The organism is Micromonospora sp. DT231 (assembly GCF_049847025.1).
Classification (GTDB): domain Bacteria; phylum Actinomycetota; class Actinomycetes; order Mycobacteriales; family Micromonosporaceae; genus Micromonospora.
In genome coordinates this window covers 230,739-254,967 of the sequence record NZ_JBNCNO010000006.1, presented here as the reverse complement: position 1 = coordinate 254,967, position 24,229 = coordinate 230,739, and the positions used below count along the sequence as shown (strand labels likewise).

Annotated in this window: 25 protein-coding genes and 2 pseudogenes; 18 read left to right on the top strand and 9 right to left on the bottom strand. The window is 71.4% G+C overall.

The annotated features are described in order from the left end of the window. Positions 1 to 128: 128 nt before the first annotated feature. From ACPXBU_RS18120 to ACPXBU_RS18095, 6 genes and pseudogenes are all read left to right on the top strand, one after another. Positions 129 to 446, top strand: coding sequence for an ArsR/SmtB family transcription factor (locus ACPXBU_RS18120; RefSeq protein ID WP_393372167.1), 318 nt, complete (start codon positions 129 to 131; stop codon positions 444 to 446). Then, positions 443 to 967, top strand: a complete 525-nt coding sequence (locus ACPXBU_RS18115; protein ID WP_425758908.1) for an SRPBCC domain-containing protein — start codon at positions 443 to 445, stop codon at positions 965 to 967. Before ACPXBU_RS18120 ends, ACPXBU_RS18115 begins: the two co-directional genes overlap by 4 nt. Then, entirely contained in the window at positions 967 to 1,347 is a 381-nt protein-coding gene (locus tag ACPXBU_RS18110; RefSeq protein ID WP_425758907.1) for a VOC family protein, read from the top strand. Before ACPXBU_RS18115 ends, ACPXBU_RS18110 begins: the two co-directional genes overlap by 1 nt. 378 nt (positions 1,348 to 1,725) lie before the next feature. Continuing rightward, positions 1,726 to 2,681: pseudogene (locus ACPXBU_RS18105) on the top strand (helix-turn-helix domain-containing protein). 40 nt (positions 2,682 to 2,721) lie between these two features. Further along, entirely contained in the window at positions 2,722 to 2,856 is a 135-nt protein-coding gene (locus ACPXBU_RS18100; RefSeq protein ID WP_425758906.1) for a hypothetical protein, read from the top strand. Positions 2,857 to 2,905: 49 nt separating this feature from the next. Further along, positions 2,906 to 3,445 carry a GNAT family N-acetyltransferase gene (locus tag ACPXBU_RS18095; RefSeq protein ID WP_425758905.1) on the top strand — a complete coding sequence of 180 codons (540 nt, stop codon included), beginning with the start codon at positions 2,906 to 2,908 and terminating at the stop codon, positions 3,443 to 3,445. 11 nt (positions 3,446 to 3,456) lie between these two features. On the opposite strand, the gene ACPXBU_RS18090 is transcribed toward ACPXBU_RS18095, so the two are convergent. Both ACPXBU_RS18090 and ACPXBU_RS18085 read right to left on the bottom strand, forming a co-directional pair. After that, positions 3,457 to 3,924, bottom strand: coding sequence for a nuclear transport factor 2 family protein (locus ACPXBU_RS18090; protein WP_425758904.1), 468 nt, complete (start codon positions 3,922 to 3,924; stop codon positions 3,457 to 3,459). Positions 3,925 to 4,808: 884 nt separating this feature from the next. Further along, positions 4,809 to 5,171: a winged helix-turn-helix transcriptional regulator gene (locus ACPXBU_RS18085; protein ID WP_425758903.1), complete on the bottom strand. Its 363-nt coding sequence runs from the start codon at positions 5,169 to 5,171 to the stop codon at positions 4,809 to 4,811. Positions 5,172 to 5,279: 108 nt separating this feature from the next. Here ACPXBU_RS18085 and ACPXBU_RS18080 point away from each other — a divergent pair, with 108 nt between their 5' ends. Next, positions 5,280 to 6,119 (top strand): NAD(P)H-binding protein, encoded by an 840-nt coding sequence (locus ACPXBU_RS18080; protein WP_425758901.1) that lies wholly within the window; start codon positions 5,280 to 5,282, stop codon positions 6,117 to 6,119. Between the two features lie 27 nt (positions 6,120 to 6,146). Continuing rightward, positions 6,147 to 6,305, top strand: a pseudogene (locus ACPXBU_RS18075) (nuclear transport factor 2 family protein); the annotation flags it as partial. Positions 6,306 to 6,328: 23 nt separating this feature from the next. On the opposite strand, the gene ACPXBU_RS18070 reads toward ACPXBU_RS18075, so the two are convergent. The 3 genes from ACPXBU_RS18070 to ACPXBU_RS18060 form a co-directional block, all read right to left on the bottom strand. Next, the gene (locus ACPXBU_RS18070; protein WP_425758900.1) at positions 6,329 to 6,541 is read right to left on the bottom strand and encodes a DUF1737 domain-containing protein; all 213 of its coding nucleotides are present in this window, start codon (positions 6,539 to 6,541) and stop codon (positions 6,329 to 6,331) included. 51 nt (positions 6,542 to 6,592) lie between these two features. Next, positions 6,593 to 7,513: an alpha/beta fold hydrolase gene (locus tag ACPXBU_RS18065; RefSeq protein WP_425758899.1), complete on the bottom strand. Its 921-nt coding sequence runs from the start codon at positions 7,511 to 7,513 to the stop codon at positions 6,593 to 6,595. Between the two features lie 127 nt (positions 7,514 to 7,640). Beyond that, positions 7,641 to 9,785 carry a prolyl oligopeptidase family serine peptidase gene (locus ACPXBU_RS18060; RefSeq protein WP_425758898.1) on the bottom strand — a complete coding sequence of 715 codons (2,145 nt, stop codon included), beginning with the start codon at positions 9,783 to 9,785 and terminating at the stop codon, positions 7,641 to 7,643. 86 nt (positions 9,786 to 9,871) lie between these two features. On the opposite strand from ACPXBU_RS18060, the gene mshB reads away from it, so the two are divergent. From mshB to ACPXBU_RS18045, 3 genes are all read left to right on the top strand, one after another. Beyond that, positions 9,872 to 10,954 (top strand): N-acetyl-1-D-myo-inositol-2-amino-2-deoxy-alpha-D-glucopyranoside deacetylase, encoded by a 1,083-nt coding sequence (gene mshB, locus ACPXBU_RS18055; protein WP_425758897.1) that lies wholly within the window; start codon positions 9,872 to 9,874, stop codon positions 10,952 to 10,954. 14 nt (positions 10,955 to 10,968) lie between these two features. Then, positions 10,969 to 11,418 (top strand): hypothetical protein, encoded by a 450-nt coding sequence (locus tag ACPXBU_RS18050; RefSeq protein ID WP_425758896.1) that lies wholly within the window; start codon positions 10,969 to 10,971, stop codon positions 11,416 to 11,418. Positions 11,419 to 11,483: 65 nt separating this feature from the next. Beyond that, positions 11,484 to 11,948, top strand: a complete 465-nt coding sequence (locus tag ACPXBU_RS18045; RefSeq protein WP_425758895.1) for a hypothetical protein — start codon at positions 11,484 to 11,486, stop codon at positions 11,946 to 11,948. Between the two features lie 511 nt (positions 11,949 to 12,459). Here ACPXBU_RS18045 and ACPXBU_RS18040 read toward each other — a convergent pair. Then, the gene (locus ACPXBU_RS18040) at positions 12,460 to 13,662 is read right to left on the bottom strand and encodes a GNAT family N-acetyltransferase (protein ID WP_425758894.1); all 1,203 of its coding nucleotides are present in this window, start codon (positions 13,660 to 13,662) and stop codon (positions 12,460 to 12,462) included. 79 nt (positions 13,663 to 13,741) lie between these two features. Between ACPXBU_RS18040 and fdxA the strand changes: the two genes are divergently transcribed. The 5 genes from fdxA (at position 13,742) to ACPXBU_RS18015 (ending at position 17,735) form a co-directional block, all read left to right on the top strand. Further along, on the top strand, positions 13,742 to 14,068 hold the full coding sequence (gene fdxA, locus ACPXBU_RS18035; protein ID WP_091422126.1) for a ferredoxin: 327 nt from the start codon (positions 13,742 to 13,744) through the stop codon (positions 14,066 to 14,068). After that, the gene (dapC, locus tag ACPXBU_RS18030) at positions 14,065 to 15,174 is read left to right on the top strand and encodes a succinyldiaminopimelate transaminase (protein WP_393372431.1); all 1,110 of its coding nucleotides are present in this window, start codon (positions 14,065 to 14,067) and stop codon (positions 15,172 to 15,174) included. Before fdxA ends, dapC begins: the two co-directional genes overlap by 4 nt. A 239-nt stretch (positions 15,175 to 15,413) precedes the next feature. Then, positions 15,414 to 16,427, top strand: a complete 1,014-nt coding sequence (locus ACPXBU_RS18025) for a prephenate dehydrogenase (protein ID WP_425758893.1) — start codon at positions 15,414 to 15,416, stop codon at positions 16,425 to 16,427. Between the two features lie 10 nt (positions 16,428 to 16,437). Next, complete coding sequence (locus ACPXBU_RS18020) at positions 16,438 to 17,088, top strand: SIMPL domain-containing protein (RefSeq protein WP_393372113.1); 651 nt, start codon at positions 16,438 to 16,440, stop codon at positions 17,086 to 17,088. Then, entirely contained in the window at positions 17,088 to 17,735 is a 648-nt protein-coding gene (locus ACPXBU_RS18015) for a nucleoside/nucleotide kinase family protein (RefSeq protein ID WP_393372111.1), read from the top strand. Before ACPXBU_RS18020 ends, ACPXBU_RS18015 begins: the two co-directional genes overlap by 1 nt. Before the next feature lie 70 nt (positions 17,736 to 17,805). On the opposite strand, the gene ACPXBU_RS18010 is transcribed toward ACPXBU_RS18015, so the two are convergent. Next, positions 17,806 to 18,363 (bottom strand): sugar O-acetyltransferase, encoded by a 558-nt coding sequence (locus ACPXBU_RS18010; RefSeq protein WP_425758891.1) that lies wholly within the window; start codon positions 18,361 to 18,363, stop codon positions 17,806 to 17,808. 160 nt (positions 18,364 to 18,523) lie between these two features. Here ACPXBU_RS18010 and ACPXBU_RS18005 point away from each other — a divergent pair, with 160 nt between their 5' ends. After that, positions 18,524 to 21,832: a S8 family serine peptidase gene (locus tag ACPXBU_RS18005; RefSeq protein ID WP_425758889.1), complete on the top strand. Its 3,309-nt coding sequence runs from the start codon at positions 18,524 to 18,526 to the stop codon at positions 21,830 to 21,832. A gap of 50 nt (positions 21,833 to 21,882) precedes the next feature. Here ACPXBU_RS18005 and dapD read toward each other — a convergent pair whose 3' ends face one another. Then, positions 21,883 to 22,842 carry a 2,3,4,5-tetrahydropyridine-2,6-dicarboxylate N-succinyltransferase gene (dapD, locus tag ACPXBU_RS18000; protein WP_393372102.1) on the bottom strand — a complete coding sequence of 320 codons (960 nt, stop codon included), beginning with the start codon at positions 22,840 to 22,842 and terminating at the stop codon, positions 21,883 to 21,885. A 78-nt stretch (positions 22,843 to 22,920) separates the two neighbouring features. Here dapD and dapE point away from each other — a divergent pair, with 78 nt between their 5' ends. After that, positions 22,921 to 23,994 (top strand): succinyl-diaminopimelate desuccinylase, encoded by a 1,074-nt coding sequence (gene dapE, locus ACPXBU_RS17995; protein WP_393372099.1) that lies wholly within the window; start codon positions 22,921 to 22,923, stop codon positions 23,992 to 23,994. Between the two features lie 21 nt (positions 23,995 to 24,015). Here dapE and ACPXBU_RS17990 read toward each other — a convergent pair whose 3' ends face one another. Then, on the bottom strand, positions 24,016 to 24,192 hold the full coding sequence (locus ACPXBU_RS17990; RefSeq protein WP_393372096.1) for a hypothetical protein: 177 nt from the start codon (positions 24,190 to 24,192) through the stop codon (positions 24,016 to 24,018). Positions 24,193 to 24,229 lie beyond the last annotated feature (37 nt).

Here is a 24,229-nt window from a genome sequence, read left to right as displayed (position 1 = left end):
GGCAAGGGTCCCCTCCCGACAGCGTCGTCGGGAGGGGACCCTTCTGTCTCTGCTGGACACGACGAGACACCCCTTCACGGATTGAACGTAACCTTGTGGATACGTACCCGGCGGGTTACGTTGACGCCATGGACGCCGTGTTGCATGCGCTGGCAGACGAGAGTCGACGCACGGTTCTCGATATTCTCCGCGAGCGCCCGGCGAGTGCGGGAGAGCTGGCCGAGGCTCTCCCGATCGCCCGCCCGGGCGTCTCCCGGCATCTCCGGGTTCTGCGGGAAGCCGGGCTGGTCGACGTACGCCAGGACGCGCAACGCCGGATCTACACGCTCCGCCCGGAGGCGCTCGTCGAGGTCGACGAGTGGCTGGGAGAGTACCGCCGGCTCTGGGAGAACCGGCTCGACGCTCTTCATACCGAGGTCGCACGAGGAAAGAAGGCGCGACGATGACGACGACCGCGACGACGCGAAAGCTCGACGAGACCCGCGGAGCAGTCCGGGTCGAGAACCTTTACGACACGGATATCGGCGACCTCTGGCAGGCGTGTACGACGCCCGAGCGGCTGGCCCGCTGGATGGCCCGGGTCGACGGCGACATGCGGGTCGGCGGCACGATCCAGGCAGTCTTCACGAGCAGCTGGACCGGTCCGGCGCGCATCGAGGTGTGCGACGCGCCCCACCACCTGCTGCTGACGACGAAGCCGGGTACGGACGACGAGGGGCAGATCGAGGCGTGGCTGACCGAGGAGGGCTCCAAGACCCGGCTGCTGGTTGAGGAGCGCGGCCTGCCGATTGGGAGTCTCCCGTTCCACGCCTCTGGTTGGCGGGTCCACCTGGAGGATCTCGGTCGGTCGCTGGAGGTCGACGGCCCGGTCCACCCCGAGGGCTGGGGTTCCGACGCCCAAGCGCCCGACTGGAAGGAACGTTGGGAAGAACTCACGCCGACGTACCAGCGGATTGGGATCGGCTGATGTCGGACCTGATCAGGCTCAGCCTGACGACCGTCAACGCGCCCGACGCCATCGCGCTCGCACGGTTCTACGCCGAGATCACCGGCGGGGTCGCGAATGGTGACGAGTGCTGGGCGCTCGTCGAAGGGCCGAACGGTGACATCGGGTTCCAGCAGGTCGACGACTACCGGACACCCACCTGGCCGGATGGCGAGGTGGGGATGCAGATGCACCTCGAGTTCTTCGTCGACGACCTGGAGGCGACCGGAGCGCGTGTGCTGGCGGCCGGTGCTACCCGATTCGCGCATCAGCCCAACGCAGACCACTGCTACGTGTACGCCGACCCGGCCGGGCATCCGTTCTGCCTGTCTCTGTGGGGGACCCCGAGAGTCGGCGTCTGACTCAGCTCGTAACGCGCTGGCATGATCAATCGGTGCGGCTGATGATGTTCACGGTGGGGCCGATTCTGCTGATGTGGTGGCTGTGCTGGCGGTAGTTGCCGCCCGGCTGTACGAACACCGCCGACTCGGTCCCGGGAACCAGGCCAGGATGGCCGTGTCGACGCGCCTGCTCGCCGGCTGGCTGTTGGTGGTGCTCTGTGGTGGCGCAGTGCTCGGGCGACCAGGGCCATTCTTCCCGGGGCCTTGGACGTCGAAGCATCCCGCGAACGACTTGCGGCGGCGGCAACGAGAGCGTCCAGCCCGGATGGGTGCCGTGTTTGCTCGATGTACTGTCCGTAGCAGTGGTCCGCGGATCCGGTCTGACCGTCCTGCCTCTCGATTGGGGGCGTCGTCGTGTCGCATGTCGATCCGCGCTTCGGTGCCCAACTGCGTGCGCTTCGGGCCGAACGTGGGCTGTCGTTGCGGGCACTGGGTCAGCTCGCCCACCGGGGTAAGAGCCACCTGCACGATCTGGAGACCGGTGCGAAGGCCCCCACCCCCGAAACGGCGGGCCACCTCGACGACGTGTTGCGGGCCGGCGGGACGCTCGCCCGTCTGGTGGACGAGCCCGTCGACCATGACACCGAGGCCGGGGAGTTGCTGGCTCGGGTGCGGCTCAGCGATGTCAGCGCCGACACGCTCGCTCGGATCGAGGCGGGGGTGGATGACCTGGCAAGCGCGTACGCGCTCATGCGGCCGGTTGACCTGCTGCCGCTGGTGCGTCGCCAGTTGGCCTACGTGGGGCGGCTGCTCGACGGCCGCGGGACACTGGCGCAGCGCCGACGGCTCGTCGTCGCCGGTGGTTGGCTGACGGTGCTGCGGGCGACGCTCAGGAGGCGCGGGTGTGGGCGCGGTTGGCCGACGTTCGGCGGACCCGTGAGGCGCTTGATCGTTTGGATCGGTTGACGGCGAACCTGCCGGTGCCGGAGCGGGCCGAGCACCACTACCGGTACGACCCGACGAAGGCGTTGGCGTACACGGCGACCACGCTGTCGTGGGCGGGCGACCCGGCCGCCGAGCAGGTCGCCCGGACCGTCTTGGCGGAGTTGGACCCGCGCGGCGATGGCGGGGATCGACCACGGCGCTCTGCTTCCGCCCGTCTCGATCTCGCCATGGCGCTGTTGGCTGCCGACCAGCCGGATGAGGCCGGTGCCGTGGCCGCCGACGCGGTCCGGTCGGGGCGGGTGGTGTCCTCGAACTGGTGGCGGGTGCGGGAGGTGCTCCGAGGAGTCGAGCACACCGGAACGGCGGAAGCGGCAGCATTCCGTGAGGTGTACGAGGCGTACCGGCCCTGACTCGATAGCGGACGACCCCGCCAACGCTGCCCGGGTCCTGTTGCGGGCTGAGAGCATCGCGCCCGCCGAGATCCGCCACCGGCCAGCCGCCCGGGACGTGGTGGCCCAGGTCGCCCGCGACTCGGACGCCCCGCCGATGATCACCCAACTCGCCATCGGCCTCGGGGTGCTGTGAGCAGGTATACCGGGTCGTGGATCTCCAGGCTGGCTGTTAGCGTCGCGGCATGTTCGCCACCGACCGGGTCCGACTGCGCCCGCCCACGCCAGACGACGCGCCGAACATGCTCCGCCTGTACGGCGATCCCGAGATGCACCTGATCACCTACGGCGAGCCGTTCCTGCCGCGCCACGTCGGCCAGGTCCGGGCGCGACTGGAGAAGCAGGTCACCGAGCCGCCCGACGGCCAGGCCCCGGTGTCGCTGCTTGCCGAAACCACGGCCGACGGCACGTTCCTCGGTGGCGGCGCGCTGTGGGGGATCAACCCGTTCAATCAGTACGGCCACCTCGGCATCTCGCTGGTCGCCGAGGCCCGTGGCCAGGGGTACGGGGCGGAGGTGATCCGGCTGCTCTGCCGGTACGGCTTCCGCAACCGCAACCTCCGCCGCCTGGAACTGGAGACGCTGGCCAGCAACACCGCCATGCGGCGGACCGCGGAGACCTGCGGCTTCACGCACGAAGGCACCCAGCGGGAGCGCGAGTACGACGGCGACGGCTTCAAAGACCTGGTGATCTACGGTCTGCTCCGGCGCGACTGGACGCCGTAGCCGGCCGTGGCTCAGGGCTGGGCTGCGCCTTCGACTGTGGTGCTCTCCTGCGGACGAAGCGCGGTCAGCAGACTGTCGAGTTGACCCCAGGCCCGGGCACTGGAGATGTGGTCGATGTAGTCGCGCGACTCGATGATGAGCCCGTCGCGGATGCGCATCACGAAGACGCACGGCACCGTGAACGCCTCACCTGTCTCGTCGACCCGCCCCTGATAGGCGAACTCGGCGACGATCACCTCCGGGTCGGCGGTTTCATGAATCGTCACGTCGACCGGTTTACGGTTCAGGGTCCGGGCGACCGGGGGCGGCGCGGTGAAGTGCTCGTGCAGCTCAGCGCGGCTGCGCAGCGGAGGCGGGTTGAGCGGGTGGAACGGATGCGTGACGTGGGTCTGTTCGGCGTACAGGTCAGCCAGGTCGTCGTACGGACCGTCGCAGACGCCGTTCACCAGCCGGAGGAAGGTTTCGCGGGGGCTACTCATGCCGGGCTTCCTTCGAATTGGTGGAGGTCACCTGGACGTGCCGAGGACCGCGTCCGGGAATGGCCGGCACCCCATCGACGGCACCCTACCGACCTCAGCACCGATCTGACTGCCCCGAAGCGCCCCGTCGGCCGTATCACGTGCGGTGTGATCGGCCGCGAACCCATCAACCGATGAGCGCTTCCCCGATCTGCCGGGTGGTCTGTGCGGCCACCCGCGACCGGTTGCGGGATGGCCAGCGGAAGGTGCGGGGCCAGCCGGGGCAGCCACCGATACTCCTTCTCGGCCTGACTGACGGCGCCAGCGTGCCGGGGCAACCGGACCGCGAGTGCCTCGCCGAGCCGATGGATGACGTGGTCGGACCCACCCGGCTCGACCAGGTGCAGCGGCAGCCCGGCCCACTGTGGGAACTGCGTCACGATCAGCCGTCTGACCAGAACGCGGTCGATTCGAGGTCGGGTAGTCACCAAGGAAGGCCCCTGTCGGGAGAGAAGTTGAGGTACGCCTCCGCCGTCGGTGATCATTGTGCGGTGATCACCCCTGCCGCGCTGTCGGCCGACTCCGGTGCGTTCTCGCTGGCCGTTCCGCCACTGTTTGCCGCGCTGGCTCCGGCGCGGAGCATCCTGATCGCCGGAGCGGGCGGGGGCTTCGACGTGTACGCGGGACTACCCCTGGCGTTCGCCTTGTGGCGCGCCGGCGCGCAGGTGCACCTGGCCAGCCTCTCCTTCTCGGAGCTTGAGCTGATCGACCGGGACGCGTGGGTAGCCGAACATGTGGCAGCCGTACAGCCGGATACCGCGAGCCCCGACGGTACTTCCCCGAACGAACCCTCGCCCGATGGCTGGCGGCTCAGCAACTGCCGTCGACGGTGTACGCGTGGTGCCTCACCGGTCGGCGTCGTAGGCGTGCCGTGCGCGCTCCACCTCGCCGAGGTGGGCGTCGGCCCAGGTGGTCAGGTGCGCGAAGAGCGGACCGAGGCTGGCGCCCAGCTCGGTGATCTCGTATTCGACCCGGGGTGGCACCTCGGCGTAGTAGGTGCGTGCCACCAGCCCGTCGCGTTCGAGTTGGCGTAGCCGTTGCGTGAGCACCTTCGGTGTGATGCTTGTCAGTCGGCGCTCCAGCTCCACGAAGCGCTGCCGCCCGTACTCGTGCAGGGCCCACAGAATGGGTGTGGTCCATCGACTGAACACGATGTCGACCACCGGCGCGACCGGGCAGGCCAGCTCGGGGTTGGCTGACCGTTGCATGTGGCCTCCGTCATAGAGCCGTACCTATCCTCTAGGTACCTACTATATCGGCGCTACTAACGTCTCCTCCAACCGCGTGGACGGCGCGGTCGACTTGGAGGTTCAGACATGTTCGTCGTGACAGGCGCCACCGGGAATGTCGGTCGGACGCTCTTGTCCATCCTCGCCGCGTCGGGTGCCGCGGCGACGGCGGTGTCCCGCGCGCGACGCCCGGTCGTCGTACCGGACGGGGTTCGCCACCATCGCGCGGACCTGGAGCGGCCGGAGAGCCTGCGGCCGGCGCTCGCTGGCGCCGAGGCGTTGTTCCTGCTCGTGGAGGGTGCCGGAGCGCATCTCGACGTGCCCGAGATCCTGCGGGTCACCACGGACGCCGGCGTGAAGCGCATCGTGCTGCAATCCTCGCAGGCGGTCGGCACCAGGCCCGGCACGGCGTCGCACGCGCCCCTGCACGCCATCGAGGAGCAGGTACGCCGCTCCGGCCTCGACTGGACGATCCTGCGCCCCGGCGGCTTCGCCTCCAACGCCCTCGGTTGGGCCGAATCAGTCCGCGATGGACGGTCGGTGGCCGCACCGTTCGGCGAGGTCGGTCTGCCGGTGATCGATCCGGACGACATCGCCGAGGTGGCGGCTGTCGCCATCCGCGACGGCGCCCACGTCGGTCGCACGTATGAGCTGACCGGTCCGGCGCTGAGCACGCCACGGGAACGGGTTGCCGATCTCGCCACCGCGCTCGGCGAACCCATCAGTTTCGTCGAGCAGACGCCCGACGAGGCCCGCGAACAGCTGCTGCGATTCATGCCACCACCGGTGGTCGAGGGAACGCTGGCGATCATCGGTGCGCCGACCGCACGGGAGCAGCGGATCAGCCCGGACGTGTCGGAGGTCCTGGGCCGACCGCCACGCCCCTTCGCCGCCTGGGCCGCGCGCAACGTCGAGTCGTTTCGCTGACGCGACACGACCTTGCGGCGTCGGTCCGCCGCCCTGTTGCTCGACGTCCGCGTCGGCGACGAGCAACAGGACGCGTGCGTCTGGCTGGAGATGTCCGAGCAGGGGCTGATTGACAAGATCATCGACTACTGGCCTGAACCGTACGATCCGCCGCAGGGTCGGGAACACCTCGTGGAGCGTTGGTGACAGTGGCTGGTGCCACCGCGCCCCTACCTGGCGTCGTCCGTGGCCGCCTCGGGATCGACCGGGTGCGGCAGCACCACCGCTTGCGCGGCGATGACGCGGTCGCCGTCGAAGGTCAGCGCCGGTGAACCATGCAGTCGATAGCCCTGATCGAGAAGCGCGCTGACACGGGCGCAGAATTCGGCATCATCGGGTCCGGTGATCAGGCGGTAACCGAAGGGCTTCGTAAAATCTGACATTGCCGCATTGTCCCCGCCCCGGTGACGGCGCTGGCCGAGCCGTCCCCGCGTTCAGGAACGACCGATGGAGCGGTCGAGGAAGTCGCGGATCATCGGCGCGGCGACGTCGAGCTTGTCTTCCAGCAGGAAGTGGCCGGTGTCGAGCAGGTGGAACTCGGCCGACGGCAGGTCCTTGCGATAGGGGTGGGCGCCAGCGGCCGGGAAGACCGGGTCGTTCTTGCCCCAGACGATCAGCGTCGGCGGCTGGTGGTCACGGAAGAAGGCATGGAACTCCGGGTACAACGTGACGTTGCTGCCGTAGTCGTAGAACAGATCCAGCTGGATGTCCGCGTTGCCGGGGCGAGCGAGCTGCATGTCGTCGTGGTCCCACCGGTCGGGGTCGAGCCGACTGACGTCCTGCACCCCCGCCGTGTACTGCTGCTTGACCGTGTCGGAGCTGAGGATGAACGCGATGGCCTGGCGGCGCTCGTCGGTCTTCTCCGCCCAGTAGGCCTTGATCGGATCCCAGAACGCACTCAGGCCCTCCTCGTACGCGTTGCCGTTCTGCACGATGAGCGCGCTGACCCGGTCGGGGCCCTTGAGGGCCAGCCGGTAGCCGGTCGGCGCGCCGTAGTCGAAGCAGTAGAGCGCGTAGCGATCCACGCCGAGTTGGCCGAGCAGGCCTTCCATGAGGTTGGCGAAGTTGGCGAACGTGTAGTCGAACGACGACCGGTCCGGACTGGCGCTGTGGCCGAAACCCGGGAAATCCGGGGCGATCACCCGGTACCGGTCCGCGAGCAGGGGGATCAGATGACGAAACTGCGATGACGCCGTGGGAAATCCGTGCAGCAGCAGGACCGCTGGGCCGTCTACCGGTCCGGCCTCCCGATAGAAGATATCGATCCCGTTGACTGTCGCCGTCCGAAAGTGCGTGACCGGAAATTCGCCTTCCTGCACGGCGGCGACCGAGGGTTTCTGCGCAATGCCCACCATTGTGGAGTCCTTTCGGAATGAAGCGAAAACGGTGCCGCCCGGGCGATCTCCGTGCCGGGTCCCGCTTCGGTCAGCATGGCATCGGCAGAGTGCCCGACGTGCCGAAATCACTTATCCAACAGCGCTTTCACAGCAGATGGGTACGGAGGAAGTCGAGTTCCAGGGGGAGCAGTCGCTCGGCGGTGCCGTTCGCGGCCATGTGGGTGGCGCCGGTCAGCGGCAGGACCGCGTGCGGGCGACCGGTGCTCAGCAGGGCCGCGGAGAGCCGCAGCGTGTGCGCGGCCACCACGTTGTCGTCGGCCAGGCCGTGCACCAGCAGCAACGGGCGGGCCTGGTCGGGGCCGGTGACCGGCTCGGCGGCCAACTCGACAAGTGAGTGGTGCGCGTAGACGTCCATGCCGTCCTCCGGCAACCCCAGATAACGCTCGGTGTACGCGGTGTCGTACAGCGTCCAGTCGGTCACCGGCGCGCCCGCGATCCCGCACCGGAACAGCTCCGGGTGACGCAACACCGCCAACCCGGCCAGCCACCCGCCGAACGACCAGCCACGAATCCCCACCCGCCCCATGTCCAGGTCGGGGTGCTTGCCGGCGAGCGCGGTCAGGGCGTCGATCTGGTCGGTCAGGGTCACGTCGGCCATCCGCCGGTGGATCGCCTTCTCGAACGACGGTGCCACTCCCGGCGTACCCCGGTTGTCGATGGTGACCACCGCGAACCCGGCATCGGCCCACCACTGCCGTTCCAACCAGGCCGCCCGCGCCGCCACGACCTCCTGGTGCCCCGGCCCGCCGTAGATGTCCAGCAGCACCGGCAGCCGCCGGCCCGTCACGTGGTGGTCCGGGTAGAGCACCGCCGCCGGCAGCCGCCGATCGGTCACCCGCTCCAGCAACGGCAGCGGAGAGTACGGAGGGGTCGCGGCCAGCGACCGCAACTCGGCCAGCTCCTGGTCGCCGCGCCGCACCGTCCACCGCACCCCCGCGTGGTCCAGTGACGCGACCCCGACGGCCAGCACGTCGCCGCCCACGGCGGCGGTGTGCCAACCCGAGTCGGTGGTGATCCGGCGCGCGTCCACCCCACCACCGATCGTGGTGCGGACCCGGAACAGGTGCCGCTCGCTCGGCTCACCGTCGCTGGCCTCGACCAGCAGGTCGGCCGGACCGGAGCTGGCCGGCAGCCGACCCACGACCCGCCGTACGTACAGCGACGGCGGAGTGAGCAGGGTGCCGTCCGCGAACAGGCACCGCGCGTCGTACCCGTCGTGTGCCAGCTCCCCGCCGACCAGCACCCGGCCGTCCGGCAGGTGCGCCGGGGTGCCGGCGATCGGCTCGACCCAGCGCGGATCGGCCAACTCCGCGTGCACCTGCGTCTCACCCGTGCGGGGGTCCACCGCGAGCACCAGCCCGTGCTGCTGCGAGCGGCGCAGGACGGTGATCAGCGGGCTGCCCTCGACCCAGCTCACCGCGGTCAGGTACGGGTAGGTCTCCCGGTCCCAGTGCACGTCGACCCAGCCGTCGTCGAGGTCCAGCAGGTGCAGGCTGACCTCCGCGTTCGGCCCACCAGCCCGGGGGTACGCCACGGCGGTCGGCGGACTGGCCGGCTCGGCCGGGTCGTGCAGGTGCCAGCGGTCCAGGCGGGACTCGTCGACCCGGGCGGCGAGCACCGAGCGCCCGTCCGGCGCCCACCAGTAGCCCCGGAACCTGCCGAACTCCTCCGCCGCGATGTGCTCGGCCAGCCCCCAGCTCACCCCGGCGTCCTCGCCGGCCAGCAGGGTGTCGGCGCCGTCGGCCTCGATCACCCGCAGCTCGCCCCGACGCACACCCTCGCCCGCGTCGGTCACGTACGCCAGCCGCTGCCCGGTCGGGTCCGGACGTGGATCCAGCACCGGGCCGACAGTGGCCACCTCCACCACGTCGCCGTGCACCAGGTCGGCCCGGAACAACCGCCCGGCCAGCGCGAACACCGCGATCCGCCCGGCGGCGTCCAGCGCGTACGAGCCGATGCCCGCGGCGCTGAGCCGTAACCGCTCACGCAGCGCGCGTTCGCCAGGGGAGAGGGACCGCACGTCCCCGCCCTCGCCCAGCAGGGTCGCCGGGTCCGCGACCAGGCGCTCCTCGGCGGTGGCCACGTCCAACAGCCAGAGCGCATCCGCCGGATCCTCCGGCCCGGCCGAGCGTAGGAAGATCACCCGGGAGCCGTCGTCGGCCACGGAGACAGCGCGCGGCGCGCCGTGGCTGAACCGGCGGGTGCGGGCGGCCAGCTCCGGAAAGTCCACAGACCAAATCGTAGAGCGGTACGGGGGGTGATGTGGCCGACCTGGGCGGACGCGTCAACGCCAGCGGGACCTGACCGCCGGTTAGAGTGACCGTCGTGACGATGCTGCCCGACCGCCGCCTGCTGCTGGTCCACGCGCACCCCGACGACGAGTCGATCGGCACCGGCTCGACGATGGCCCACTACGCCGCCGACGGGGCCCACGTCACGCTTGTGACCTGCACCCTCGGTGAGGAGGGCGAGATCCACGTACCGGCGCTGGCCCAGCTCGCCGCCGCCGAGGCCGACCAACTCGGCGGTTACCGGATCGCCGAGCTGGCCGCCGCGTGCGCCGCGCTCGGCGTCAGTGACCACCGCTTCCTGGGCGGGGCCGGCCGTTACCGCGACTCGGGGATGATGGGTCTCGCCACCAACGACCACCCCCGCGCCTTCTGGCAGGCCGACCTCGACGAGGCCGCCGGGCACCTGGTGGAGATCATGCGGGAGGTACGCCCGCAGGTGCTGATCACGTACGACCCGAACGGCTTCTACGGCCACCCCGACCACATCCAGGCCCACCGGGTCGCGATGCGCGCTGTCGAGCTGGCCGCCGCCGAGGGCTGCGCCCCGCTGAAGGTGTACTGGACCGCCTTGCCGCTCAGCGTCCTGGAGGCCGGCATGGCGCATTTCGCCGAGTCCTCCGACAACCCGTTCGGCGGCATCGCCGACATCGCCGACCTGCCCTTCGGCACCCCGGACGCCCAGATCGCCGCCCGGATCGACGGCACCGACCAGCACACGGCCAAGGAAGCCGCGATGCGGGCGCACGCCACCCAGATCCCGGCCACCTCGTGGCTCTACTCGATCGCCGGCAACTTCGGCGGCGAGTTCATGGGCGTGGAGTTCTTCACCCTCGCGGTCGGCGAGAAGGGCCCGGGTTCCGGGCCGTATGGCTGGGAGGACGACCTCTTCGCCGGGCTTGCCGAGGAGAGCGCTTCGGACCAGTCGTCGGTCGGGGTCGGTTCGGTTGGGGTCGGTTCGGTTGGGGTCGCTTCGGGCGGTGTTGCCTCGGTCGGGGTTGCCTCGGGCGGGGTCGCCTCGGGCGGGTCGTCGGTTGGGGCCGCTTCGGACGGGTCGTCGGTCGGGGCCGCGCCGGACCGGTCCTCGGTCGCGGCGGCGGGTCTTCGGTGACCCTGCCCGCGTCGATGACGGTTCTGGACGACGAGGATGCCCCGCCCCCGGCGGGGCCACCGCCGCGACTGCTCGACCTGGGCCTGCGGCTGGCCGGCGCGGTCGTCGTGGTGGTCGCCGGAGTGCTGAGCGGGGTGCTGGAGTTGCTGCTCGCCACGGTCCGCGTCGGCGGGCAGCTGATCGGTGTCTCGGCGCTCCTCGCCGTCGGTGCCAACATCGTGCTGAGCTGGTTCGCGCACGAGGCGGTCGGCCGCAGGTGGGCGGTGGCGCTGCCGGCGGTGCCATGGTTCGCGCTGATGGCGGTGGCCGCGATCCGTACCAACGAGGGTGACCTGTTGCTGGCCGGCGACAACTGGGTCGGCCTGGCCATGATCGTGGCCGGTGCGATGACCTTCGCGGTGATGGGCTTCCGACAGATCCTCGCTCCGCCGGCCACGCTCGGGCTGATGACGCCACCCAGGTAAGGGTGGTAGATATTCCAGCCAGGGATATGAGCCCCGCGACGGGGCGTACGGCAGGAGGTCCGGTGATGGACAGACGGTGGCGCGACATCGCGGTGCTCGTGGCAGCGTTGTTCGCGGTCAACGTGGTCGCCCGGCTGATCATCCGGTTCGGCTTCGAGGAGGACGACACCGCCGCCGACCGGGTGTCGTTGGCGATGTTCGCGGTGATCGGGCTGACCCTGGCCGTGGTCGCCTTCCGCTGGGGTCGTCGCCGGCCACTGGCGGACTGGGCGGCCGACATGGCCCTCGTGGTGCTGGCCGCGATGCTGTTGACAGTCCTGGTCGGGCCGCTGCTGATCGGCCACAACCCGTTCGCTGGCGGCGCGCCGACGTTCTTCGCCCAGCTCTGGCTGTACCTGCTCGCCTCCGGCGCCGGGGTGCTGATCGGCTACCTGGTGCTCACCGCGCTGGGGCGTGACTACCGCTCGTGGCAACTCAAGCGGTACGCCGAGGTCAAAGCCGCCAAACCCCGCCGCGTCGTCCGTCGCTAACCCGCTCACGCTGTCGGGCTCGCGGGTTCGGGCTCGCGGTGTCGGGTTGGCGGTGTCCGGTTCGCGGTGTCCGGTTCGCGGTTCCGGGCTCGCGCCTTGATCAACTCGGATTTCATGAAGTCGGGCTGTCCCGGGCGTGCGGATACCCCGATTTCCTGTTGATCAACTCGGCTTTCGTGAAGTTGGGCCGTCCCGGGCAGTCGGAGGTCGCGACTTCCCGGAAGGCGAGTCGATCACTGTGCCCGACCCGCCGCGCGTGCCCCGGCGCCACGCGTGCCTGGTTCGCCATGCGCAACCCCGATCCCGGTGATCATGGAGTTAGCGGCGCGACACGCCGCGCTGGACGGCAATAACCTCATGATCGTCGTGGCCGGGTGGCCGGGTGGCCGGGTGGCCGGGTGGCCGGGTGGCCGGGTGGCCGGGTGGCCGGGTGGCCGGGTGGCCGGGTGGGCTCGTGGGCGGGTGGCCTCGTGGGCTCGTGGGCGGGTTTGCCTCTGCTGGGCGGTTCGGGTCAGTTTGGGGCGACTCGGGTCAGGTAGGTGTGGTGCGTGGTGAAGCCGAGTCGCTGGTAGAGCGCCACCGCCGCCGTGTTGTGTTGCTCGACCTGGAGGAACGCGTGCGTCGCGCCAGTGGATACGCCCCAGTCGGCCAACTCGTGGATCACACGGCCGGCCAGCCCTTGACGGCGGGCCGCCGGTAACACCTCAATGAGGCTGAGGCCCAACCAGCGCCCCTGACCGGTCACCGTGCCCCGGCCGATCGCCACCAGCGTGCCGTCGACGTACACGTGGGCGAAACGGACCTGGTCCACGGCGGTGAGCACGTGCCGGGCGGCCTCCGGCAGGCCGCCCTTGCGGCCAGCGGCGATGGCCAGCCACCCCGCGCTCGGCGCGCTGGCCAGCTCAACGACCGCATTGCTCCACGCGCCGGCCTGTCCGTCGACGACACCCGTACCAGCCCGCCCGTCGATGGCTACCGCGCCGGCTTGTCCGTCGGCGGCAGCCGCGCCGGTCTGTCCGTCGATGGCAACCGCGCCGGTCTGTCCGTCGGGGGCAGCCGCGCCGGTCTGCCCGTCGGCGGCATTCGCGCCGGCCAGTCCGTCGGTAGCCGCGCCGGTCTGGTCGGTGGTGGTTGGTCGGGTAACCGGTGCGGTGTTGGTCGGCGTGGCTCCGTTGGTCGTTGGCGGTCGTAGCGGGAGCGGCCTGGTCTGCACCAGGACCGGCGGGCGGGCGGCCCAGCCGCGGGCGTCCAACTCGGCCCCGACCGGGGCGGCGAGTGGCAGGGGTGTGTTGATGATCGGAGGCTGGCCCTGTTCGGCGTACCAGCGTTCGACCGCGTCCACGGCGGCGGGCAGCGGTCGGTCGGGGTCGCCGATCGGCAGCGCCGAGTTGGCCCGCCCGCTCCAGCCTTCCGCCGAGCGGAGCAGCCAGTCGCCGAGCTGGCCCCGTGTGAGTGCCGGCCAGGCCTCGTCGGCGGCCCGTTCCAACGCCACGACCGCTGCGGCGGTTGGCCGGCGGGTGGGTGGCACCCGCTTGGCGCGGTGGACCTGCGCCACCGGTACGCGTAGGTGGCCCTGCGCGGTGGAGAGCGTGAGATGAGTCTCGCTCAGCTCGACCAGCTCGCCGAGAGCGTCGGAGAAGAGCGGGCGGCCCTCCCGAATCCCCACAATCCGGCGGACTACGATTCGGTGTCCCACATCCTGCTGTCGGAGCACGATCGACCCCCTCCCCGGCGAGATACTAGGCTCTTACCGTCGCGGGTGATCGCGGCGTGTCTTGCGGAGGAGAAGACCGGTGACCTACATCATCGCCGAGCCGTGCGTGGATGTGCTCGACAAGGCATGCATCGAGGAGTGCCCGGTCGACTGCATTTACGAGGGCAATCGGATGCTCTACATCCACCCCGACGAGTGCGTCGACTGTGGTGCCTGTGAGCCTGTCTGCCCGGTGGAGGCGATCTTCTACGAGGACGACGTCCCCGAGCAGTGGAAGGACTACACCGGCGCCAACTACGAGTTCTTCGAGGAGCTGGGCTCGCCCGGCGGTGCCTCGAAGATCGGCAAGGTGGAGAAGGACGCCACCTTCGTCGCCGCGCAGCCGCCGCGCGGCGAGGGCCACTGAACCGGCCCGCGCCGGTCTCGTCGCGGCTGCCCGAGTTCACCTGGGACACCCTGGACGCCGCGGCCACCCTGGCCGCGGCGCATCCGGAGGGCCTGATCAACCTCTCCATGGGTACGCCTGTCGACCCGGTGCCCGAGGTGATCCGGCGGGCGTTGGCTGACGCGTCCGATGCTCCCGGTTACCCGCTGACCGCCGGCACCCCCGCGTTGCGGGCCGCGATCGCGGCGTGGGTGTCCCGGGCCTGTGGCGCCGGGGTCGACGGTCTCGGCGTGCTGCCGACGATCGGCTCGAAGGAGCTGGTCGCCTGGCTGCCGACCCTGCTCGGCATCGGCCCGGGTGACGTGGTGGTGGTGCCGTCGATCGCGTACCCCACCTACGAGGACGGCGCCCGGTTGGCCGGCGCGACTGTCGTCCGCGCCGACTCGCTCACCGCGGTCGGGCCGACCTCGCGGGTCCGGTTGGTCTGGGTCAACTCGCCTGGCAACCCGACCGGCCGGGTGCTGCCCGCGGCGCACCTGCGCAAGGTGGTCGACTGGGCTCGGGAACGCGGCGCGGTGGTCGCCAGCGACGAGTGCTATCTGCCGCTCGGCTGGTCGGCCGAGCCGGTTTCGGTGCTGTCGCCGCAGGTCAGCGGGGGCAGCTATGCCGGGATCCTCGCCGTGCACTCGCTGTCCAAGCGATCCAATCTCGCCGGCTACCGGGCCGGGTTCGTCGCCGGTGACCCGGCGCTCGTCGCCGAGCTGCTCAAGGTGCGCAAGCACGCGGGCATGATCGTGCCCGCGCCGGTGCAGGCGGCCATGGTGGCGGCACTTGAGGACGAGCGACACGCCGAGGAGCAGCGGGAGCGCTACCGCGCCCGCCGGGAGGTGCTGGCCGCCGCGTTCACAGGCGCCGGGTTCACCGTCGAGCACTCCGAGGCGGGCCTCTACCTCTGGCTGACCCGAGGTGAGGACTGCTGGCAGACCGTCGACTGGTTGGCGCGGCGCGGCATCCTGGTCGCCGCGGGCGCCTTCTACGGTCCCGGCGGTCAACAACACGTACGGGCGGCCCTCACCGAGTCCGACGAGCACATCGCCGGCGTCGCGGCGCGCCTCGCGCGGGACTGACCGCACGTCCGGGCGGTCGGGCGGCGGAGCGGCCGTACGACGCTGATCTGAGGCGGACAAGCCCCTTCCGGACGGCCTCGTCAAGATTTACGATCTTGCGGATCGTCACGGGGTGAGAGGACGACGCGTCGCCGCCGAGGACTGACCGGCGTCCGGGCGGGGCCCGGACGATATCCTCGGCCCGACCTGGTCGGGGCCGCGTCGGCCCCACACCCCAGCAGGAACGTCGAGGTGCGCGGATGGTGGACCGGCTCGGTGTGCGGGCGGCGGTGGTCGGCACCGGCCTGATCGGTGGCTCGGTGCTGCTCCGACTGCACGCCGCGGGCGTCGACGTGACCGGCTGGGATCCCGACGAGCACACCCGGCGGGAGGCCCGCCGGATGGGCGTACCCGCTCCGGACCGGCTGGTCGAAGCGGTGGCCGACCGGGACGTGGTCTTCCTCTGCGGTCCGCTGCCCACCCTGCCGGCGACGCTGCTCGACGTGGCGGCGATGACCGGCGAGCGTTGTGTGCTGACCGACGTGGGTAGCACCAAGGAGGAGGTGGCGGCGTTCGCCGCCGCGCACGGGCTGACGCACCGGTTCGTACCCGGGCACCCGATGGCCGGCACCGACCGGGCGGGTCTGCCGGCGGCCGGGCCGGAGCTGCTCAGCGGCGCCGCCTGGGTGCTCTGTCCCGCCCCCGGGCCGGCCACGGCCGCGTTCCGCTGGCTGGCCGAGCTGCTTGTGGACCTCTTCGGGGCCCGGGTGGTGCCGATGTCGGCGGCGGAGCACGACTCGGCCGCCGCGCTCGCCTCCCACGTGCCGCACCTGCTGGCCGGCGCGCTTGCCGGCGCCGTGCAGCGCGCGCCGCTGCGCGACGCGGTACTCGCGCTCGCCGCCGGCAGCTTCTCCGACGGCACCCGGGTCGCCGGCACCCCCGCCGGTCGGACCGCCAACATGCTGCTCGGCAACCGGCAGCGGGTGCTGCGCGAGCTGGCCGAGGTCACCGCGTTCCTGGACGACCTGACCGCCGCGCTGCGCGCCGGCGACGCACCGGCGCTCACGGCACGGTACGACGAGGCGGGTGCCGCCCGCGCGGCGCTGCGCGAACGCCGGTTCGACGCGTACGACGGGCAGTTCCCGCTCGGCGGCGACCACGCCGCGGAGGTGTCCTGGCTGCGCGAGCTGGGGGTGGCCGGCGGTCACCTGTTGGGTCTGCACGTCGGCGTCGACACCGTCTCCTACACGGCGCGGCGGCCGGCGGCTGACTAGGCTGAGGGGCATGGTGGCGGACGGTCCGGTGGTGCAGGTACGCGGCGAGGCGTACCGGGAGGTGCCGCCCGAGCTGGCCCGCTTCGCGGTCACCGCGACAGCGCGGGACCGGGATCGGGAGACCACCCTGACCCGGCTGGCCGAGCGTGCCGCTGCCATCCGTGTACTGCTGGACGGCTCCGGGTCAGCGGTGGCGCGGCGGGAGACAGGCGATCTGCGGGTGCGACCGGAGACCCGCCGCTCGGGCGAGCGGGTGGTCGCCTGGCACGGCGGCGTGACCACCACGGTCACCGTCACCGACTTCACCGCCCTGGGCGAGTTGATGCTCCGGTTGGCCGACCAGGATCAGGTCGAGGTGGCCGGGCCCTGGTGGGAGCTTCGCCCGGACAGCCCCGCGCACCGCGAGGCCCGACACGCCGCGATCCGCGACGCGCTGGTCCGGGCCCGGGAGTACGCCGAGGCGCTCGGCGCCCAGGTCACCTCGTTGCTCGAGCTGGCCGACGCCGGGCCGGGTGACCGGCCGATGTTCGCCCGCGCGTCGTTCGCCGGGGGTGGCGGCGCGGGTGGTGGCCCGCCGGAGCTGGAGCTGGACCCGCAGCCACAGACCGTGCAGGCGGCCGTGCAGGCGCGGTTCACGATCAGCACGCCGGTCCTCGACTGATGCCACCGGCTCGGGTGCTGTCGGTCGACGGGTTGGTGCAGCGCGCGCTGGCGCTGGCCGAGGCCGGCCCGCGGCAACTGCTGGGCATCGCCGGCGCGCCGGGCGCGGGGAAGTCGACGCTTGCCGAGCAGGTGGTGGCCGCCGTCGGGTCGGCCGCCAGACTGGTGCCGATGGACGGCTTCCACCTGGCACAGGTCCAGCTGGTCCGGTTGGGTCGCGCGGACCGCAAGGGCGCGGTGGACACCTTCGACGCCAACGGGTTCGTCTCGTTGCTGCGCCGGCTGCGTCGGCTGGAGCCCACCTCGGTGTACGCGCCGGAGTTTCGCCGGGAGTTGGAGGAGCCGGTGGCCGGGGCGATCGAGGTGCCGCCGTCGGTCCGGCTCGTGGTGACCGAGGGCAACTACCTGCTGCTGCCGGATTTTCCGTGGCAGGAGGTGCGCGGGTTGCTGCACGAGGCGTGGTTCCTCGATCTGGACGCCGATCTGCGCCAGCGCCGGTTGACCGCCCGCCACGAGGCGTTCGGGCGGTCGCCGGAGCAGGCACGCGAGTGGGCGCTGGGCAGTGACGAGGTCAACGCGGCCCTGATCACTCCGTCCGCCGACCGCGCCGACCTGGTGGTTCGCCTGTCCGAGTCGCCGACGGTCTGACCGGCCGGGCCGGGGGCGGCGTGGTCGGCCGGTCCGAGTCGTCGGTGGACCGACCAGGCCAGCCTGACCGTCAGTCCAGTTCGCGTACCGGCCGGGCGGGGTTGCCGACGGCGACCACGTTGGCGGGCAGGTCCCGGGTCACCACCGCTCCCGCCCCGACGACTGTGTTCGCGCCGATCGACACTCCGGCCAGCACGATCGCGCCGCCGCCGAGCCAGACGTTGTCGCCGAGGGTGATCGGCTTGGCGGCCTCCCACTTGTCGCGACGCGGACCGGGCTCCACGGGGTGGGTCGGCGTGAGTAGCTGCACGTTCGGTCCGATCTGGACGTCCGCGCCGATGGTGATCGGTGCGACGTCGAGGAAGACGGCGTTGTAGTTGACGAAGCTGCGGGGCCCGATCCGGATCTGCCAGCCGTAGTCGCAGGAGAACGGTGGGCGGATCCAGGTGTCCTCGCCCAGTTCGCCGAGGAGTGCGCCCAGTGCCGCGATCCGGGCCTGCGGGTCCGCCGCGGGACTTGTGTTGAAGCGTTCCATCAGCCGGGCGGCCCGGTCCAGGTCCGCGACGATCTCGGGGTCGTCGGCGAGGTACGGCTCACCGGCGAGCATCCGATCCTTCATGGAGGTCACCCGGTCGATGATGCCCGGCGAACCCGCCGTGGGTTGGCAGGTTCGTCATATTTTCGACCCCTTTTTTGCATACCGAGTATGCAATACTGACGACGGTCTATGCACGTCTCACAGGTACAGACGCTCCACCGAGGAGGATCCGTTGCATCGACGCAGCAGAATGACCACCGCCGTCACCGCCGTCACCGCCATCGCCGCCCTCGTCCTGGGCACCCCGGCGATCGCCGGGGCCAGCCCACAGCCCACCGTCCCCGACGCCGCCCCGCGTACGGCGAGCGGCGCCGCCACCGCGAAGACCGTCACCCTGCTCACCGGCGACCGGGTCACCGTCACCGCGTCCGGGTCCGCCGCGGTCCGTCCCGGCCCCGACCGTGCTCATCTGCGCTTCCTCACCAGCCGTGAGCGCGGTCAGCTCACCGTGCTGCCGGAGGACGCCCTGCCGCTGATCCGCGCCGGCCGGGTCGACAGGCGTCTGTTCGACGTGACCGGGCTGATCGCCGCCGGCTACGACGACGCCCGCCGCGACAACCTGCCGGTGCTGGTCACCGGCGACGCGGGCGCGCGGCGGCGGGCCGCCGCGGCGCCCACCGGGCTGACCGTCACCACCGAGCTTCCCGCCGTCGGTGGCGTCGCCGCGACAGCGGACAAGGAGCGGGTCACGGAGGTCTGGACGGCACTCACCGGCGCAGACGCCCGGGTCGGCACGGCGGGGGTTGCCGACCGGATCTGGCTCGACGGCCGCCGACACGTCACCCTGGACCACAGCGTGCCGCAGATCGGGGCGCCGGCCGCGCACCAGGCGGGGTTCACCGGCCAGGGCGTCCGGGTCGCCGTGCTGGACACCGGCATCGACGCCGCCCACCCCGACCTGACCGGGCGGGTCGCCGAGTCGCACAACTTCACCGAGGCCACCAATGCCGGTGACACGGTCGGCCACGGCACCCACGTCGCCTCGATCATCGCGGGCAGCGGGGCGGCCTCCGGCGGCAAGTACCGGGGTGTCGCGCCGGACGCCACGCTGCTCAACGGCAAGGTCTGCGAGGAACAGGGCTGCCAGGAATCCGCGATCCTGGCCGGCATGCAGTGGGCAGCCGTCGACCAGCACGCCGACGTGATCAACATGAGTCTGGGCGGTACCGACACGCCCGAGGTCGACCTGCTGGAGGCGGCCGTCGAGTCGCTGACCGCGCAGACCGGCACGCTCTTCGTGATCTCCGCCGGCAACGACGGCACCGACGGCTCGGTCGGCTCACCGAGCACCGCGGAATCCGCGCTGTCGGTCGGCGCGGTGGACCGCGACGACGTCCTGGCCGACTTCTCCAGCCGCGGCCCCCGGGTCGGGGACGGCGGGCTGAAGCCGGACATCACCGCTCCGGGGGTGGACATCGTGGCCGCCCGTGCCGAGGGCACGCTGCTCGGCGACCCGGTGGGGGAGCAGTACCTGGCGCTCTCCGGCACCTCGATGGCCGCGCCGCACGTCACCGGCGCGGTGGCGCTGCTCGCCCAGCAGCACACCGACTGGGCGGGTGCACAGCTCAAGGCCACCCTGATGGCCTCGGCGAAGCCGCACCCGGAGCAGACCGCGTTCCAGCAGGGCGCCGGCCGGGTCGACGTGGCCAGGGCGATCACCCAGCCGGTCGTCAGCGACCCGGTGAGTGTCGCCTTCGGGCAGCCCGCCTGGCCGCACGACGACGACACCCCGATCGCCCGCAAGGTCGAGTGGCGCAACAACGGCCCGGACCCGATCACCCTGGACCTGACCCTCGACGTGACCGGACCCGACGGTCAGCCGGCACCGGCCGGCATGTTCACACTCGCGGCCAGCCAGGTCACCGTGCCCGCCGCCGGCACCGCAGGCACCACGGCCACCGTGGACACCCGGCTTGGCGCGGACGGCTACTGGACCGGACGGATCGTGGCCCGGTCCGGCACGGCCGTGGCGGTCACCCCGGTCGCGGTCCACCGGGAGGTGGAGAGCTACCAGCTCACCGTCCGGCACCTCGACGCCACCGGCGCGGCCGCCGAGGATCACTTCACCTCGCTGGTACGGCTCGACAACCTGCAGAGCTTCGACCTGTACGACCCGGACGGCACCGTCGACATCCGGGTGCCCAAGGGTCGCTACGGGCTGGTCAGCTCCATCTCCACCGGGGACGAGGACTTCGCCCAACTGGCGCAGCCCGAGTTGGTGATCGACGGCGACACCACAGTCACCCTCGACGCCCGCAAGGCGCGGCCGGTACGCAGCGCCGTCCCCGATCGATCCGCCAAACCGGCACTCGTGGACATCGCCGCGACCTTCCTGGCCGCCGACGGTCCCTCCGGCTTCGGGATTCTCAGCTTCGACTTCAACGGGCTGGCCACCGGGCAGCTCGGCCGGACCGTCTCCGGCAAACGGTTCGTCGGCAGCATCAGCAGCCAGTGGGCGGACCTGGAGGCGGCCCACAGCCCCTACCTGTACGCGCTCAGCGAGAGCTTCCCCGGCCGGCTGCCGACCGGCTTCGACAAGACCTACCGCAGCTCCGAGCTGGCCACTGTCACGCAGCAGTTCAAGGGCGGCTACACGGGTCTGAAGGGGGAGCGGGTGGTCTATCCGCACCTGGAGTCGGACGTGGGCGGTTGGGCGGTCGGAGTGCCCACCGTGGTGCCCGGCCAGCGGGTCGAGCACTACAACACCCGAGGTGTGCGCTGGTCCTCGGAGCTGTCGTTCTGGGCGCCCGTCGAGGAGTGGTGGACCGAGTTCCGGGCCGGGCTGACGGCCGATCCGCGCGCGTACCGGGCTGGCCGACAGACCCGCGAGAGCTGGGGCAGCGCGCCCTACGCCCCGTCCTTCCCGGCGCCGCGCTGGCCGGGTCAGGGAGTCACCCGACTCGGTGACGCCATCCAGGTGGACGTGCCGCTGCACAGCGACGCCGAGGGGCACCCCGGTGGTTCGGCGGTCGACACCGCCCGGACCGCCCTCTACCGCGACGGCGTGCTGGTCGGCGAGTCGTCGGACACCGGTTACGGCGAGTTCGCGGTGCCGCCCGGTGCGGCGGCCTACCGGCTCGAGGTGTCGGCGACGCGCAGCTTCACCGACCTCAGCACCGAGGTCAGCACGGCGTGGACCTTCCGGTCCCGGCACGTCCCCGGTGACGACTACCGGCGGCTGCCGGTGTCGGCCATCCGGTTCACGCCACCGTTGGATGCCGACAACACCGCTCGGGCCGGCCGAAGCCTGGTCATTCCGGTGCAGGTGAAGCGGCAACCCGGCGCCGCCGGGTCACGGCTGACCAAACTGACCGTGGACGTCTCCTACGACGGCGGCAAGACCTGGCAGACCGCCCAGGTGCGCAACGGTGGGCACGGCTGGACGGCCACCGTGAAACACCCCGCCGGCGCCGGTTACGCGTCCCTGCGGGCCACCGCCCGGGATGCCACCGGCAGCACTGTCACCGAGCGGATCATCCAGGCGTACCGGTTGCGCTGAGGCGTACCCCGTCGGGTCCGCGGCGCAGTGCCGCGGACCCGACGGGTCCGTCAGTCGTTGGCGTGCAGGGCCGCGTTCAGCTCGATGCCCCGGCCGGTGCGTGGCCGGGCCTCCAGCGCGCCGGTCACCGAGTTGCGCCAGAACAGCAGGCCGTCGACGCCGGACAGCTCCCGGGCCTTGACCACCCGGCCGTCCGGCAGGGTGACCTTCGACGCGGCGGTGATGTAGCAGCCGGCCTCGACCACGCAGTCGTCGCCGAGCGAGATCCCGACGCCGGCGTTCGCGCCGACCAGGCTCCGCTCCCCGATGCTGATCTTGTCGGTGCCACCGCCGGAGAGGGTGCCCATGATGGAGGCCCCACCGCCGATGTCGGAGCCGTCGCCGACCAGCACGCCCTGCACGATCCGCCCCTCGACCATCGAGGTGCCGACGGTGCCGGCGTTGAAGTTCACGAAGCCCTCGTGCATCACCGTGGTGCCGGCGGCCAGGTGCGCGCCGAGGCGGACCCGGTCGGCGTCGGCGATCCGCACCCCCGCGGGAACCACGTAGTCGGTCATCCGGGGGAACTTGTCCACCCCGTACACCGCCAGGTGGCGGCCGGCCGCGCGCTCGATCACCCGCAGCTCGTCCACCCGCTCCGGTGGGCACGGCCCGGCGGACGTCCAGGCCACGTTCGCCAGCTTCCCGAAGATGCCGTCGAGGTTGACCTGGTTGGGGCGGACCAGGCGGTGCGAGAGCAGGTGCAAACGGAGGTACGCGTCGGGGGCGTCCTTGATCGGGTCGTCGAGCGAGCCGATCACGGTGACCACCTGGACGGTACGCAGACCGGGCAGTGGCCGGTCGCCGAGCGCCGCCGGCGGCAGGTCGAGCACGTCCGACTTGTCCTCACCGACGACCAGCGGCAGCTCACCCAGGCCCAACTTGCCGGTCGGGTACCAGGTGTCGAGCACCTGCTCGTCTGCCGTGATCGTGGCCAGGCCAATGCCCCAGGCGGAATCTGCGGACGTCACTGTTGCACCTCTCGGTCGTGGCCGGGCCGGCCTCAGCTCACTCCTCGCGCGGTCAGACCTGAAGGTACCGTGCGAACCATGGAGAACCCGCTGACCCCCGAGGTCCTCGCCGATCCGGTACAGCTGACCCGCGCCCTGGTCGACATAGAGTCCGTATCCCTCAACGAGAAGGCGATCGCCGACTGTGTCGAAGAGGTGCTGCGGGGCGTACCGCACCTGACCACCCACCGGCACGGCAACACGGTGATGGCGCGTACCGACCTCGGTCGGGCGCAGCGCGTCGTGTTGGCCGGGCACCTCGACACGGTGCCGCTGAACAACAACTTCCCGTCGACGATGCGTGGCGACCTGATGTACGGCTGCGGCACCTCGGACATGAAGTCCGGCACCGCGTACGCGCTGCACCTGGCGGTGACCCTGCCCGACCCGCGCTACGACGTGACGTACTTCTTCTACGAGGCGGAGGAGATCGAGTCGCGGTACAACGGGCTCAACCTGGTCGCCCAGGCGTACCCGGAGTGGTTGGAGGCGGACTTCGCGGTGCTGCTGGAGCCGACGTACGGCATCGTCGAGGCGGGCTGCCAGGGCACCATGCGGGCGCTCGTGACGACGACCGGTGAGCGGGCGCACGCGGCGCGCTCCTGGCACGGGGTGAACGCCATCCACGCGGCCACCGAGGTGCTGCGGCGTCTCCAGACGTACGAGGCACGCCGGGTCACCATCGAGGGGTGCGACTACCGCGAGGGCATGAACGCGGTACGGATCATCGGCGGTGTCGCCGGCAACGTGATCCCCGACCGCTGCGAGATCGAGGTCAACTACCGGTACGCGCCGGATCGCGACCCGGCGGGTGCGGAGGCGCACCTGCGGGAGGTGTTCGCCGGCTTCGACGTGGTGGTGACCGACGCGATGGCTGGTGCGACTCCCGGGCTGGAGGCGGCCCCGGCGAAGGAGTTCCTCGCCGCGGTGGGCGCGGCGCCGATCGGCAAGCTGGGCTGGACGGACGTGGCCCGGTTCGCGGCCATGGGGATCCCGGCGCTGAACTTCGGCCCCGGCGACCCCAACCTGGCCCACCACCGGGACGAGCACGTGGAGATCAGCAAGATCCGCGACGGGGCGGCGACCCTGCACCGCTGGCTGGCCCCGGCCTGACCAGTGATCAAGAGGTTTGCGTCAGCCGGGCCCGTTGTCGGCGACGCAGACCTCTTGATCAGCTCCTGTGGGCGCGGAGACGGCGGGGGAGACGAGGGGCGGGTCCTGCAGTCGGGTGCGGCGGCGTTCGGCCACCACGTCTCGGATCCGTCGCTGCATCTGGCGACGGATCCGGATCATCTCGCTGTTACTGATCACGCTGTCTCCTCCCCCGAAGGCGCGCGCCGGGCATACC

What these genes read in the sequence shown, in the direction of transcription:
- ACPXBU_RS18095 (WP_425758905.1), top strand. Translation starts at nt 2,906, where the DNA reads ATGTTCGCCACCGACCGGGTCCGACTGCGCCCGCCCACGCCAGACGAC.
- dapE (WP_393372099.1), top strand. Translation starts at nt 22,921, where the DNA reads ATGGAGAACCCGCTGACCCCCGAGGTCCTCGCCGATCCGGTACAGCTG.
- ACPXBU_RS18020 (WP_393372113.1), top strand. Translation starts at nt 16,438, where the DNA reads ATGGTGGCGGACGGTCCGGTGGTGCAGGTACGCGGCGAGGCGTACCGG.
- ACPXBU_RS18065 (WP_425758899.1), bottom strand. Translation starts at nt 7,513, where the DNA reads ATGGTGGGCATTGCGCAGAAACCCTCGGTCGCCGCCGTGCAGGAAGGC.
- ACPXBU_RS18050 (WP_425758896.1), top strand. Translation starts at nt 10,969, where the DNA reads ATGACGGTTCTGGACGACGAGGATGCCCCGCCCCCGGCGGGGCCACCG.
- ACPXBU_RS18110 (WP_425758907.1), top strand. Translation starts at nt 967, where the DNA reads ATGTCGGACCTGATCAGGCTCAGCCTGACGACCGTCAACGCGCCCGAC.
- ACPXBU_RS18025 (WP_425758893.1), top strand. Translation starts at nt 15,414, where the DNA reads ATGGTGGACCGGCTCGGTGTGCGGGCGGCGGTGGTCGGCACCGGCCTG.
- ACPXBU_RS18070 (WP_425758900.1), bottom strand. Translation starts at nt 6,541, where the DNA reads ATGTCAGATTTTACGAAGCCCTTCGGTTACCGCCTGATCACCGGACCC.
- ACPXBU_RS18120 (WP_393372167.1), top strand. Translation starts at nt 129, where the DNA reads ATGGACGCCGTGTTGCATGCGCTGGCAGACGAGAGTCGACGCACGGTT.
- ACPXBU_RS18045 (WP_425758895.1), top strand. Translation starts at nt 11,484, where the DNA reads ATGGACAGACGGTGGCGCGACATCGCGGTGCTCGTGGCAGCGTTGTTC.
- ACPXBU_RS18005 (WP_425758889.1), top strand. Translation starts at nt 18,524, where the DNA reads ATGACCACCGCCGTCACCGCCGTCACCGCCATCGCCGCCCTCGTCCTG.
- ACPXBU_RS18115 (WP_425758908.1), top strand. Translation starts at nt 443, where the DNA reads ATGACGACGACCGCGACGACGCGAAAGCTCGACGAGACCCGCGGAGCA.
- ACPXBU_RS18015 (WP_393372111.1), top strand. Translation starts at nt 17,088, where the DNA reads ATGCCACCGGCTCGGGTGCTGTCGGTCGACGGGTTGGTGCAGCGCGCG.
- ACPXBU_RS18090 (WP_425758904.1), bottom strand. Translation starts at nt 3,924, where the DNA reads ATGAGTAGCCCCCGCGAAACCTTCCTCCGGCTGGTGAACGGCGTCTGC.
- ACPXBU_RS18080 (WP_425758901.1), top strand. Translation starts at nt 5,280, where the DNA reads ATGTTCGTCGTGACAGGCGCCACCGGGAATGTCGGTCGGACGCTCTTG.
- ACPXBU_RS18085 (WP_425758903.1), bottom strand. Translation starts at nt 5,171, where the DNA reads ATGCAACGGTCAGCCAACCCCGAGCTGGCCTGCCCGGTCGCGCCGGTG.